The organism is Enterococcus sp. GC34 (genome assembly GCF_040886645.1).
Classification (GTDB): domain Bacteria; phylum Bacillota; class Bacilli; order Lactobacillales; family Enterococcaceae; genus Enterococcus; species Enterococcus faecalis.
Window position 1 is genome coordinate 133001 of the sequence record NZ_JBFOEF010000002.1, and the last position, 13420, is coordinate 146420.

A 13420-nucleotide genomic window follows, 5' to 3' on the forward strand; every position below is an offset into this window, starting at 1 on the left:
CATGCAAAAACTTACGTTAAACGAAGTTCAGGCGAAGGCTGTTGAAATATTAGTGTATATCGATAATATTTGTCGATCTAACAACTTGCATTATACATTATTTTATGGAACCTTGATTGGTGTAGAACGTCATAAAGGTTTTATTCCTTGGGATGATGATATTGATATAGTTATGCCGAGACCAGATTATGAAGTGTTAATTAAAATCCTTGAAAACGACTCTAACTATCAATTACTTTCTTTTGAAACAAGGAAACATTTTCGTTATCCTTTTGCAAAGTTAGTTGATCCTAATACTGTAGCTCATTCAAAACAATATTTTGGTGGAGAAGATAAGGACTTAGGAGTTTTTGTAGATATTTTTCCAATTGATGGCATCCCTGATAGTCAAAAGGAGAGAAATGAACTGAGAAATAAAACGGAACAGTATCGGTTAAACTTAATGGATACTTTAGGCTTAAGCTATGCGCGAAGTTTTTATCTTAGTAAGGCTTTAATAAAATTAATAACACGTTATCCTCATCATTTTAAAACAAAAAAAACAGGAAACGATCAATATTGGCGTGATTTATATCAAACGGAGGCAAAAAAAATCCCATTTGGAACAACAAATCATTGTGGTTATCTCGAATGGATTCATATAGATTGGGGTGTGTTTCCTAATGAGTGGTTTTTGGAATATGAAGATGTAGAGTTTGAAGGACATCAATTTATGGCCATTAAAAAGCGAAAACAATTTTTGACTTTACGCTATGGAGATTATATGGAAATGCCTCCGGTAGAAGAAAGAATCACTCATCATCCCTATGATTTTTACCAAAAATAAAGATTATTTATAGGCTTTTTAGAAAGAGGGCGTACTTAAATGGACCAACAATATACAGCAACTGTTGTTATGGCTACCTATAATGGAGAAAAAAACATCTTAGAACAGTTGGATTCTTTAAAAAATCAATCGAAAAAAATTGATGAAGTATTGATTTGGGATGATTGTTCTACAGATTCTACAGTTAAAATAATTGAAAAATTTATCTCTGAAAATAAATTAGGTGAAACGTGGCATTTGAAAATCAATAAGGAAAATTTAGGTTGGCGCAAAAATTTCTTTAATCTATTGAATGCTGCTACAAAAGAAATTGTTTTTACTTGTGATCAAGACGATATTTGGGATGTATCTAAAATTGAAGTGATGTGTAACGCTTTTGTAAACACTGATGTCAAAGTTTTAGTAAGCGATTATACTGAATTAGTAGAACCGGGAGGATTAGCAGAGGAATTAAAAAAAATTGATTCAGTTAAACTGCCTAATCAAAAAGAAGAACAGGTTGTATTTAATGAAAACAATTTATTTTTACGTCGACCAGGTTGTGTATATGCAATTAGAAAGAGTTTTATTGCAAACGTTAATCTATACGCATCTGAAATGGAAAATCCTGTACATGATATGGCGATGTGGGGAAGTTCTTTACTAAGTGATGGGCTCTATATCGTTAGGGAAGAATTAATTAGATGGCGTAAACATGGACAAAGTTCCTTTAAAAAAGAAATTGATTTAGCTAAGAGACAAAACCACTTTGAAGAAAGATTGAATACTTTACGCCGGAGATTACAGCGTACAAAGGCTGCAAAGAATTATTTAAATAATCAACCACATGTTGAAGAATTTGAATATAAAGACAAAGTTCTTTCAAACTTGATTAAAGAGTTGAATATGCGAGTATCTTTATTAGAACGAAAAAAAATTATTCCGATTCTATGTGCCTTTTTTAAGTATCATCATAAGTTTTATTTTAGCACAGATATGTACCATATCATGAAATATAAAATTAGAAAGTGAGCATAATGCTATGAATTCAAAAGCAAAAATGGTGGCTAAAAACCTTTATTATACTGTGGCTGCAAATTTTGCAACGTTGGGTATTTCGGTTCTCTTAAATTTATTTGTTCCTAAGTTGCTAGGCGTTACAGAATACAGTTATTGGCAACTTTATGTTTTTTATTCTTCATATGTTGGATTTCTCCACTTAGGCTGGATTGATGGTATCTATTTAAAAATCGGGGGAGAAGAATACGAAAATTTAGATAAAAGAAATCTCGGTTCTCAATTCTGGTATTTAGCGATTTTTGAATGTTGTATTTCTGCTTTTGTCATTCTTTGGGCTTACTTTTTCATGCCGAAAGAATATCAAGGGATTATTTTGATATTGACGGCCATTGTTTCAGTAATTACAATTGCAAAAACGTTTATTCTGTATGTTTTTCAGTCAACAAATCGTATTAAGGAATATGCTCAATTATCCAGAAATGATCGCTATTTATATGTCCTGTTCATTGCAATTTACTTTGCATTAGGAGGACGAGATTTTTATTGGCTAATCATTATGGATATACTTTCTAAACTGATTATTACGGTTTGGGGAATGTTTAGAGTTAAAGACATGTTGCGTGTGAACATGATGAGTTTGAAGGAAGTTACTCCTGAAATAGTTGATAATATTAACATAGGTAGTAAACTAATGCTCAGTAGTATAGCAAGTATGCTAATAATGGGAACCATTCGCTTTTTTGTTCAACAGCGTTGGACTATCGAAACCTTTGGTAAATTGTCCTTTACTTTAAGTTTATCAAATATGTTTTTAACTTTTATTAATGCTGTTGGAATTGTAATGTTTCCGTTGTTAAGACGGACAAATAAAGAGCGATTGCCGTCTTTATTTGTCACATTAAGAGGTGTTTTTGTTCCGTTGACGTATGCAATTCTGCTGTTATATGTACCCGTCAAATTTGTTTTAGGTATGTGGTTACCCGAATATAGCGAGAGTTTGAAATTTATGGGAATTCTATTTCCTATAGTTATTTATGAAGGTCGGATGTCTTTACTAATTAATACGTATTTAAAAACGTTGAGAAAAGAAAAAACAATTTTATTTGTTAACGTATTGACACTTGCCTTGTCGTTAATCCTGTCGCTGTTTGTGATTTTCGTTGTTGGGAACTTGAATTTAACTGTTGGGTTGATATTAGTAAGTTTAGCATTTCGTTGTAATTTAGCGGAAATTTTTCTATGCAAAGATATGAACGTTAAAATAGGTAATAGTACTGTATTGGAAACGTTGGTTACATTATTGTTTATCTTTAGTAATCTTTGGTTTGGCGGTAGTATTTATAGTTTCATTTCTTATGGAATTGTGTACATTATCTATTTCTTATTCATTCATAAGAGTTTTGTGAATAACGCAAAGAATTTAAAATATTTAGTAAAAGGTTGAGAAAGTTATTTTCTCTCCTTTTTTATTGAAAAAAACAAACTGTAGTCTTTGACACCTAAAAATGGTAAAATTAATGTATTATTTTAATTGGAGTGGGAAACTTGAGGAACTTTTTAATCACAGGCGGCGCCGGCTTTATCGGCTCAACCTTAGCAAATTATTATAGTAAAGACAATCAAGTTGTGGTCATTGATGATTTATCAATGGGCCAAACTGAAAATTTAAACGCATCTGAAAACATCACGTTCATTGAAGGTAGCGTGACTGATCAACAATTAATGGAAAAAGTACTACAAGAGTATCAGTTCGATTACATTTTTCACTTAGCAGCGATTGCTAGTGTAGCAGACTCAGTAGCACGTCCAGTGGAAACACACCAAGTGAATTTTGAGAGTGTGTTACAATTACTGGAATTAATTCGGAAATACCAGAAAGATTTAAAACGTTTGGTGTTTGCTTCTTCTGCAGCAGTTTACGGCGATGAGCCAACTTTACCAAAACAGGAAGAATCAGTAATTCGTCCGTTAACGCCTTATGCGGTGGATAAATTTGCTTCTGAAAAATATGTGTTAAACTATTGTCATTTATATGATGTTCCAACAAGCGCTGTTCGGTTCTTTAACGTTTATGGGCCAAACCAAAATCCTAATTCGCCTTATTCTGGCGTTATTTCGATTGTGATGGACTCTTACAAACGCTTATTAGCCAATCAAGAAGTGACATTCAATATCTTTGGTGATGGAAAACAATCTCGTGATTTTGTCTTTGTTGAGGACGTGGTTCAAGCGTTGAATCTTGTCGCTCATTCTGACCAATCACTTGGGGAAGTATATAATGTCGGAACAGGGAAAGCAACCGATTTAAATGAGTTAATTTCTTCTCTAAATGATATTATGAAAGTCACTTTGCCAGTTGAATACAAAGAAGCGCGAGCTGGGGACATCAAAGATTCTTTAGCGGATATATCTAAATTACGTGCCATTGGATATGAACCAAAATATAGTATCCAATCTGGTTTAGATAAATACGTTAATTATGAATTAAAAGATTAAGAGAATAAAAAGACGGATTTGAGACTAAATTGTTTATAAGACTTAAAGAGTAGGATATCAGTCGCTTTGATTGATGTCCTACTCTTTCTTTTAGTTTTTCCCATATTTGAACCCACCTCACTCCAATGGTACAATAAACAAGATTGGAGTGAGAGCATGACAGATATTATTGCACATCGAGGAAGTAAAGGCACCCATCCTGAAAATACGTGTATTGCTTTCAGAGAGGCTGTTCGTATTGGTGCTGAAGGAATTGAATTAGACGTTCACCTATCTAAAGATGGTTATTTAATCGTTATGCATGATGAAACGGTGGATCGTACGACAGATGGTCATGGTGAAATCCAACAGTTAACATTAAACGAATTAAAACAACTAGACGCTGGAAGCTGGTTTCAGAAAAATCCTTCTGTTCAATGTGTTCCAACATTGGAAGATGTTTTAAATTGTCTTGTAGAAGAACAATTCAATGGTTTTTTGAATATTGAACTTAAAACGGATATTATCCATTATGAAGGAATTGAGAAAAAAGTCGTCCAACAAATGAATCAAAAAAACTGGCCGTTTCGTTATTTATATTCCAGTTTTTATTTTCCAAGTTTAGTTAAATTAAAAAAAGCTGATCCTAAGACAGAAATTGCCTTTATTTATGAATCTGCAGAGGATTTAAGTCAAGCGGGACCGGCATTCGCGCTTGTCGATAGTTTACATCCAAAAATGTCTTGGGTGTTGGCTCATGAAAAAGAACTTATCACAATTGGCAAACCGCTGCGGCCGTGGACTGTTAATCGGATGGAAGAAATGGAAAATTGTTTTCAGCTAAAATTGGCAGGTGTTCATACAGATTTTCCTGAAGAAGCAAAATTTGCTCGTCAAAATTGGCAAGAAGAAGGAGAAACATAATTGGAGAAAGTATTAGTTATTGTAGGACCCACCGCGGTGGGGAAAACAGCATTAAGTATTGCTTTAGCAAAAAATTTTAATGGTGAAATTATTAGCGGTGACTCCATGCAAGTTTATCGCTCGTTAGACATTGGCACCGCTAAAGTCACAGAAACAGAAAAAGAAGGGATTCCTCACTATTTAATTGATTGCCGTGAAGTCAGCGAGACTTATTCTGCTGCTGATTTTCAGAGAGAGGGTCGTCAAAAAATCAAAGAAATTACTGAAAAAGGGAAACTGCCAATTATCGTTGGAGGAACAGGTTTGTATATTCAATCACTTCTTTATGATTTTCAACTAGGAAGTCGTGAGATAGATGACTCGCCTGAAATTAGAGAAACGTACAATTTATTTGCGGAAGAAAAAGGGAATCAAGCCTTATGGCAGTTATTAAAACAAAAGGATCCTCTAGCGGCTAACAGCATCCATTTTAATAATCGCAAAAAAGTGATTCGTGCGTTAGAGGTCTTTGATAAAACCGGTTATAGTATTTTGACCCCGAAGGAAAAACCAGCTCGTCTCTATGATTATTATTTATTAGGTTTGGAAACAGATCGCGCTTTATTGTATGAGCGTATTAATCAGCGGGTGGATCAAATGATGACAGAAGGACTGTTGGAAGAAGCAAAACAGATGTTTCAGCAACCACATGCACAAGCAGCTCAAGGCATTGGCTATAAAGAATTTTTTCCGTATTTTTCCGGTGAACAATCATTAGAGATGGCGGTTGAAACAGTCAAACAGCAATCGCGGCGATATGCAAAACGTCAATTGACTTGGTTTAGAAATCGAATGGCTGCGCATTGGTGGGATTTGGTTCAACAGCCAACAGATTTGCCCAAGTTGGAAAAAGAAGTAGCGGAATGGCTACAACAGAAGGAGAGTGAGTAGGCGATGACCACTCATGAAAAAGTGATTCTAGTAGGAGTTGAGACGGAAAAAAATTATCAGACGTTTTCTGCATCAATGGAAGAACTGGCGAATTTAACGGAAACCGCTAATGGAGAAGTGGTGTTTGTTTTAACGCAAAAACGACCACAAGTTGATCGACAAACCGTAATCGGTAAGGGGAAATTGGAAGAATTAATTCAATTAACAGATGCCTATGAAGCGGATCTTGTGATTTTTAATCATGAGCTCACACCGCGTCAAAATCAACTGTTATCTGAAGCATTAGCTGTGCGAGTAATTGATCGTGTACAATTAATTTTGGATATCTTTGCTTTGCGTGCGCGCTCCAAAGAAGGAAAGTTACAAGTTGAATTAGCACAATTGGATTATTTATTGCCTCGCTTGGCTGGTCAAGGAAAACAGTTGTCCCGACTTGGAGGAGGTATTGGGACACGCGGGCCTGGTGAAACGAAATTAGAGTCGGACCGCCGACACATTCGGAATAAAATCTTAGGCATCCGTCGTGAGTTAAAAGAAGTCACTGCTCATCGTGAACGAAGCCGCCAAAAAAGACAAAATTCAGAACTATTTCAAATTGGCTTGATTGGTTATACCAATGCTGGCAAATCAACCATTCTCAACATGTTGACAACAGCAGGAACTTATTCAGAGGATCAATTGTTTGCAACGTTAGATCCTTTAACCAAAAAATGGCAATTGCCTCAAGGCATGGAAGTTACTCTGACCGATACGGTTGGCTTCATTCAAGATTTACCAACACAACTGATTGAAGCCTTTCAGTCGACATTGGAAGAAAGTCGGACGATGGATTTACTGCTCCATGTGGTGGATGCAAGTGCGCCAGATCGGTTACAACATGAACGCACGGTTCAAACATTGATGAAAGAATTAGCGTTGGAAAATATTCCGTGCTTGACGGTTTATAATAAAAGTGATCAAGTGGACAGCAAAGAATTTGTCCCAACCTTATTTCCCAATGTATTGATCTCAACTAAAATTTCTGAAGATAAAGAACAACTGGTTCAAGCTATTCGTGCCCAAATGATGGAATTACTCGAGCCTTATCAATTAGAAATTAGCCCAACTGATGGACAACTATTAAGTGAACTTCGCCGGATGACACTAATGGTTTCAGAAGAATATGCTGAAAATGAAAATCGGTATATCGTGAAAGGATTTGCGAAAAAAGAGTCTAAATGGTTGGCTGAATCCGAAAAAGAATAAAAAATGGTAAGTTGATTAGAAATGATTTGTAAAAACAAATCATTTCTATTTTTTTGATTAGTAGGAGAAAATCAGCTGTGAAAAGATGGGAAAGTCCATATTTATCAGGTTTTTTGTTTTATGTTAGAAAATCTAACATAAGTTCTTGACAATTTGTCATTCTATTGTTATTCTAAGAAATAACTAAGAGAGGAGGATGGAGATGAGAGAAAAAGAGTTACGCCGTTCCATGTCAGTTTTTCCAATTGGTACAGTTATGAAACTAACGGATTTGACCGCTCGACAAATTCGCTACTATGAAGAACAGGGATTGATTCATCCAGAACGTAGTGAGGGCAACCGACGCATGTATTCTTTAAATGATATTGATGTTTTGTTAGAAATTAAAGATTATTTATCTGATGGATTGAACATGGCAGGGATTAAGCGTGTGTATGAAATGAAATTAGAGGAACAAAAAAACACCGCCGAGGCGACTCGTCCGTTAACCGATGCAGATGTTCGTCAGATTTTATACGACGAAATTCTTTCGCAAGGAGGACTTACTCAGCAAAATCCGTTCCAATCGAATGTACCAAGGCTTTAACGTTTCAGCAGCCAATAAAAATGAAGGATGGGGATCAGACCGATGACAAGAAAAGCCAAAACGGCAGAAGAGATTAAACATATTGCAGAAGAAGAAAACGTACGTTTTTTACGACTAATGTTTACCGACATTATGGGAACAATTAAAAATGTTGAAGTTCCTGTGAGTCAGCTAGATAAAGTATTAGATAATAAAATGATGTTTGATGGGTCATCCATTGAAGGATTCGTTCGTATCGAAGAAAGTGACATGTATTTATACCCTGATCTATCTACATGGATGATTTTTCCGTGGGAAAGCGACCATGGAAAAGTTGCGCGCTTAATTTGTGATATTTACAATCCTGATGGTACCCCTTTTGCCGGAGATCCCCGCGGTAATTTAAAACGCGCCTTAGCTGATATGAAAGAATTAGGCTTTACTTCTTTTAACTTAGGACCAGAACCAGAATTTTTCCTATTTAAATTAGATGAGAATGGTGAAATTACCACTGATTTGAATGATAAAGGTGGCTATTTTGATTTTGCGCCAACCGATTTAGGTGAAAATTGTCGCCGTGATATTGTTTTAGAGTTAGAAAGTTTAGGCTTTGAAGTGGAAGCTTCGCATCATGAAGTAGCACCTGGTCAACATGAAATTGACTTTAAATATGCTGATGTAGTTGATGCTTGTGACAATATTCAAACGTTCAAATTAGTTGTGAAAACTATTGCGCGCAAACATGGCTTGCATGCAACATTTATGCCAAAACCTTTGTTTGGAATTAATGGTTCTGGCATGCACTGCAATATGTCATTATTTAATGAAGAAGGTAATGTTTTTTATGACGAGTCAGGAGAGATGGGCTTAAGCCAAACTGCGTATCATTTCTTAGGTGGTTTATTAAAACATGCCCGTGCCTATACTGCGGTATGTAACCCAACAGTGAACTCTTATAAACGCTTGGTACCAGGTTATGAAGCGCCTGTTTATGTAGCTTGGAGCGGCAGAAATCGTTCACCACTCATTCGAGTTCCTGAATCTCGTGGTTTATCGACTCGTTTAGAATTACGTTCTGTCGATCCTTCAGCGAATCCGTATTTAACAATGGCAGTCTTATTACAAGCAGGTTTGGATGGTATTCGTAATGAACTTACGCCACCGCCAGCAGTTGATCGTAACATTTATGTGATGAATGAGGAAGAACGTCAACATGCACAAATTGAAGATTTGCCATCAACCTTACACAATGCCATCAAAGAATTACGTAAAGATCAAGTAATGATTGATGCATTAGGTCGTCACATTTTTGCCAATTTTGTAGAAGCAAAACGAATGGAATGGGCAGCCTTCCGTCAAACCGTTTCTGAATGGGAAAGAGAACAATATTTGGAGTTGTACTAAAAGCCGTTACTTTTAATAATCTTAACGTTTAGAAAGAGGGAGATAAGTCGAAACGCTTATCTCCCTCTTTCATTCTTTAGTTTGTGAACGAATAGATAATTTCTATTTCACAAAATAAAGTAATTTTAATTCAGTGAAATAGTTTGTTTATAGAGGATAAAGTGGTTTTTTCTCAATTTCTCTTTTATTTTTAAGCAAAAAAATTGACAAAATCTTTCATAATTTGTGAAATTTCGCTATAATAAACAAGAATATGCGTGCAACTATTCTATTTTTTAGATATAAAGGATGAGAAAAACATGCGGAAAATGAAAACAATGGATGGGAATGCAGCAGCTGCTTATATTTCCTACGCCTTTACAGAATTAGCAGCCATTTATCCAATAACACCAAGTTCAACAATGGCTGAGCTTGTTGATCAGTGGTCGGCCGAAGGTAAGAAAAATATCTTTGGTCAACCTGTGAAAGTAGTCGAAATGCAATCGGAAGCTGGTGCTGCCGGCGTGGTCCATGGCTCTTTAAAAACAGGCGCGCTTACCACGACCTATACGGCTTCACAAGGGTTACTTTTAATGATTCCTAATATGTACAAAATAGCTGGAGAACTATTACCATCTGTTTTTCATGTGGCGAGCCGAGCTTTAACCACGAATGCTTTAAATATTTTTGGTGATCAAGGAGACGTAATGGCCGCACGCCAAACAGGCTTTGCTATGTTGTCAGAAAGCAGTGTGCAAGAAGTGATGGATTTGGCACCAGTGGCTCACTTGGCTTCGATTGAAGCGAGTGTTCCATTTATGAACTTTTTTGATGGCTTTAGAACAAGTCATGAAATTCAAAAAGTGGCAGTTCTTGACTATGAAGAATTAGCACCCTTAGTAAATCAAGAGAAATTAGCCGAATTTCGTCGTCGGAGCATGAACCCGAATCACCCTTCCGTTAGTGGAATGAACCAAAATCCAGATATTCACTTTCAACAACGAGAAACAATAAATCCTTATTATGAAAAATTACCTGGTATTGTTCAAAAATATATGAAAGAAATTAATCGGTTACGGGGAACCAATTATGATTTGGTGACGTATTATGGCGCAGAAGATGCGGAAGAAGTGATTGTCACAATGGGTTCAGTTGCGCAAACAATTGAACAGACGGTTGATTATTTACAAGAACAAGGAAGAAAAGTTGGCTTCCTTAATGTCCATCTTTATCGACCATTTCCAGTTGAAACATTTCTTGAAAAAATACCACAATCAGTTAAAGCAATTGCTGTCTTGGATCGGACGAAAGAGCCCGGTGCTGGTGGCGAACCGTTATTATTGGATGTCCAAAGTGCGATGTATGAAGCGGACATTCGCCCAACAATTATTGGTGGACGCTATGGTTTAGGTTCTAAAGATGTGCTGCCAAATCAAATTGTTGCGGTTTTTGATGAATTAATGAAAGAACGTTCTGCCATGAAGAAGCGTTTTACAATTGGGATTGATGATGATTTAACTTATACTTCATTAGAAGTTGGCAAACCACTTGATTTGACGAATCCGAAAACCTATCAAGCTAAATTTTGGGGCTTTGGTTCTGATGGGACAGTAGGGGCGAACAAGTCAGCAATTAAGATTATCGGTGATCATACAGACAAGTATGCACAAGGATTTTTCTATTATGATTCAAAAAAATCAGGCGGGTTGACCGTTTCTCATTTACGTTTTGGCGAGACGCCTATTCGTTCAACGTACCTCATTGAACATTCTGATTTTGTGGCTTGTCATACAGCCGCTTATTTGCATACTTATGATTTAGTAAAAGGGTTAAAAAAAGGCGGGACTTTCCTCTTAAATACCATTTGGAATGATGAACAACTAGCACGATTTTTACCAAATCAATTAAAACGGTATCTAGCTGAAAATGAGATTCAGTTTTATACAATCAATGCAGTGAAATTAGCTAGTGAAGTCGGACTAGGCGGGCGAATTAATACCGCGATGGAAACAGCTTTCTTCAAATTAGCGGAAATTATGCCTTTTGAGCAAGTGTTGCCAATTTTAAAAGAAGAAGCACTGAAAAGTTATGGTCATAAGTCCATGAAAGTTGTCGAAAAAAATATTCAAGCAATCGATAAGACCGTTGAATTGTTGCATCAGGTACCTGTTCCAGAAGAGTGGAGAACGCTTGAAGTTCAACCGCGAAAACGTTCAGAAAATGTTAGTGATTTTGTTCATGAAATTGTTGAACCGATTAATCGTCAAGAAGGCAATGCGTTATCTGTTGCGACACTAGCGAAAAATGGGATGACCGATGGGCGGATGCCTTTGGGAACTGCGGCAGTTGAAAAACGTGGGGTGGCATTAGAAGTACCTGAGTGGATTAGCGATCGATGTACCATGTGTAATGAGTGTGCCTTTGTATGTCCCCATGCGGCGATACGACCATTCTTAGCCGATGAAGAAGAAATGACTGAAGCGCCAGAAGGATTCATTGTGCGTGATCTACGTGGTGCCGACGGCTTGAAGTATCGTATCCAAGTCTCAGTCAAAGATTGTACTGGCTGTGGTCTTTGTGTTGAAGCCTGTCCAGCTAAAGGCAAAGCTTTAGTAATGAAACCTTATGAAGAAGAAAAAGAGCAGGCTATGAACTGGGCGTTTGCTATGACGTTACGTCAAAAGGAAAACCCAGCAAAACCGAATACTGTTTTAGGTTCGCAATTTAATAAACCTTTATTAGAGTTTTCTGGTGCTTGTTCTGGTTGCGGCGAAACGCCTTATGTTAAATTATTGACGCAAATGTTTGGTGACCGAATGCTGATTGCTAATGCAACAGGTTGCTCATCGATTTGGGGTGCTGCAGCGGGTGTGACACCTTACACTACGAATGAACAAGGACAAGGTCCAGCTTGGTCAAATTCTCTTTTAGAGGATAATGCCGAGTTTGGTTACGGCATGTTGTTAGCAACGCAAGCGCGTCGCGAACGTTTGGCTAGTAAAATGACCAAAGCTTTTTCTGTATCCAGTGACTCATTGCGTCTATTGATGGAAGATTGGATAGCACATCTGTCCGAAAGTGAAGGTACGCAACAACGTGCAGCTAAATTACGTGCAGCTTTGCTTGAAGAAAAAACGAATCAACCTTTATTGGAAGCAATTTATGACGATCAAGACCTTTTTGTCAAACCAAGTCAGTGGATGATTGGTGGGGACGGCTGGGCCTACGATATTGGCTACGGCGGGATTGACCACGTGTTAGCCAGTGGCGCTGATGTGAATATGTTAGTTCTAGATAATGAAGTCTATTCCAATACAGGTGGTCAAACTTCCAAAGCAACTCCTGCATCAGCGATTGCGAAATTTGCTGCCAGTGGGAAGTATGCCTCTAAAAAAGATTTAGGGATGATGGCAATGACTTATGAAAATGTCTATGTCGCTCAAATTGCCTCAGGTGCAAACCAAATGCAGACGATTAAAGCTTTTGAAGAAGCAGAAAAATTCCCTGGACCATCGATTATTATTGCTTATACACCATGTATTACACATGGTTTAGCAGGTGGGATGAGTCAAACCTTGAAAGAAGCGAAAGACGCGGTTCATTCAGGTTACTGGTCTTTATATCGCTATAATCCATTATTGCGAGAAAAAGGCAAAGAACCAATGACATTGGATTTCAAAAAACCAGATTTTTCATTAATGAAAGAGTTTATGCGCCAACAAGTTCGCTTTGCATCCTTAGAATCTAGTCAACCAGATACAGCGGAATTGTTATTTAATAAAACAATTAATGATGCTAAGAGACGTTTCTATAATTATGCTCGTTTAGCTGGTCAAGAAGAAAAAATTCGAGCAAAACTAGAAAAACAAAGTGAACCAGAAATAACTGCGCCAGAGAACGAAAAGCCACGAGTGAAAAAAGAACGCGTAGTTGATCCGGAAGCGGAAGCAAGAAGGGCTGCCCGCCGCGCAGAACGAGCTGCCAAGAGAAAACAACGTGAGCAAGATTAAATAGAAATCAAAAAAACGTGTCTGAGCTTTTTGCTTGGACACGTTTTTTAGTTAGAAATGCGA

General features: G+C 37.0%; 10 protein-coding genes. All 10 read left to right on the top strand.

The window, feature by feature from the left end:
- Position 1 precedes the first annotated feature (1 nt).
- The 10 genes from AB3I72_RS03015 to nifJ all read left to right on the top strand — a co-directional run bounded on the left by AB3I72_RS03015 (position 2) and on the right by nifJ (position 13357).
- Positions 2-826: a phosphorylcholine transferase LicD gene (locus AB3I72_RS03015; RefSeq protein ID WP_002419734.1), complete on the top strand. Its 825-nt coding sequence runs from the start codon at positions 2-4 to the stop codon at positions 824-826.
- Positions 827-865: 39 nt separating this feature from the next.
- On the top strand, positions 866-1837 hold the full coding sequence (locus tag AB3I72_RS03020; protein ID WP_002366937.1) for a glycosyltransferase family 2 protein: 972 nt from the start codon (positions 866-868) through the stop codon (positions 1835-1837).
- A gap of 10 nt (positions 1838-1847) precedes the next feature.
- Positions 1848-3269 carry a lipopolysaccharide biosynthesis protein gene (locus AB3I72_RS03025; protein ID WP_002366935.1) on the top strand — a complete coding sequence of 474 codons (1422 nt, stop codon included), beginning with the start codon at positions 1848-1850 and terminating at the stop codon, positions 3267-3269.
- Positions 3270-3361: 92 nt separating this feature from the next.
- Positions 3362-4321, top strand: a complete 960-nt coding sequence (locus AB3I72_RS03030) for a GDP-mannose 4,6-dehydratase (RefSeq protein ID WP_029656444.1) — start codon at positions 3362-3364, stop codon at positions 4319-4321.
- A 156-nt stretch (positions 4322-4477) separates the two neighbouring features.
- The gene (locus AB3I72_RS03035; RefSeq protein WP_010816632.1) at positions 4478-5224 is read left to right on the top strand and encodes a glycerophosphodiester phosphodiesterase; all 747 of its coding nucleotides are present in this window, start codon (positions 4478-4480) and stop codon (positions 5222-5224) included.
- The gene (gene miaA, locus AB3I72_RS03040; protein ID WP_368023544.1) at positions 5225-6154 is read left to right on the top strand and encodes a tRNA (adenosine(37)-N6)-dimethylallyltransferase MiaA; all 930 of its coding nucleotides are present in this window, start codon (positions 5225-5227) and stop codon (positions 6152-6154) included. It abuts the gene before it with no gap.
- Between the two features lie 3 nt (positions 6155-6157).
- Complete coding sequence (gene hflX, locus AB3I72_RS03045; protein WP_368023546.1) at positions 6158-7399, top strand: GTPase HflX; 1242 nt, start codon at positions 6158-6160, stop codon at positions 7397-7399.
- 202 nt (positions 7400-7601) lie between these two features.
- A complete protein-coding gene (locus tag AB3I72_RS03050; protein ID WP_002388239.1) occupies positions 7602-7985 on the top strand; it encodes a MerR family transcriptional regulator in 384 nt (127 codons plus the stop codon).
- 42 nt (positions 7986-8027) lie between these two features.
- Positions 8028-9368, top strand: coding sequence for a type I glutamate--ammonia ligase (glnA, locus tag AB3I72_RS03055; RefSeq protein ID WP_002356929.1), 1341 nt, complete (start codon positions 8028-8030; stop codon positions 9366-9368).
- A 257-nt stretch (positions 9369-9625) separates the two neighbouring features.
- Entirely contained in the window at positions 9626-13357 is a 3732-nt protein-coding gene (gene nifJ, locus AB3I72_RS03060; RefSeq protein WP_368023547.1) for a pyruvate:ferredoxin (flavodoxin) oxidoreductase, read from the top strand.
- Positions 13358-13420: the final 63 nt, after the last annotated feature.

What these genes read in the sequence shown, in the direction of transcription:
- AB3I72_RS03015 (WP_002419734.1), top strand. Translation starts at nt 2, where the DNA reads ATGCAAAAACTTACGTTAAACGAAGTTCAGGCGAAGGCTGTTGAAATA.
- AB3I72_RS03020 (WP_002366937.1), top strand. Translation starts at nt 866, where the DNA reads ATGGACCAACAATATACAGCAACTGTTGTTATGGCTACCTATAATGGA.
- AB3I72_RS03025 (WP_002366935.1), top strand. Translation starts at nt 1,848, where the DNA reads ATGAATTCAAAAGCAAAAATGGTGGCTAAAAACCTTTATTATACTGTG.
- AB3I72_RS03035 (WP_010816632.1), top strand. Translation starts at nt 4,478, where the DNA reads ATGACAGATATTATTGCACATCGAGGAAGTAAAGGCACCCATCCTGAA.
- hflX (WP_368023546.1), top strand. Translation starts at nt 6,158, where the DNA reads ATGACCACTCATGAAAAAGTGATTCTAGTAGGAGTTGAGACGGAAAAA.
- AB3I72_RS03050 (WP_002388239.1), top strand. Translation starts at nt 7,602, where the DNA reads ATGAGAGAAAAAGAGTTACGCCGTTCCATGTCAGTTTTTCCAATTGGT.
- glnA (WP_002356929.1), top strand. Translation starts at nt 8,028, where the DNA reads ATGACAAGAAAAGCCAAAACGGCAGAAGAGATTAAACATATTGCAGAA.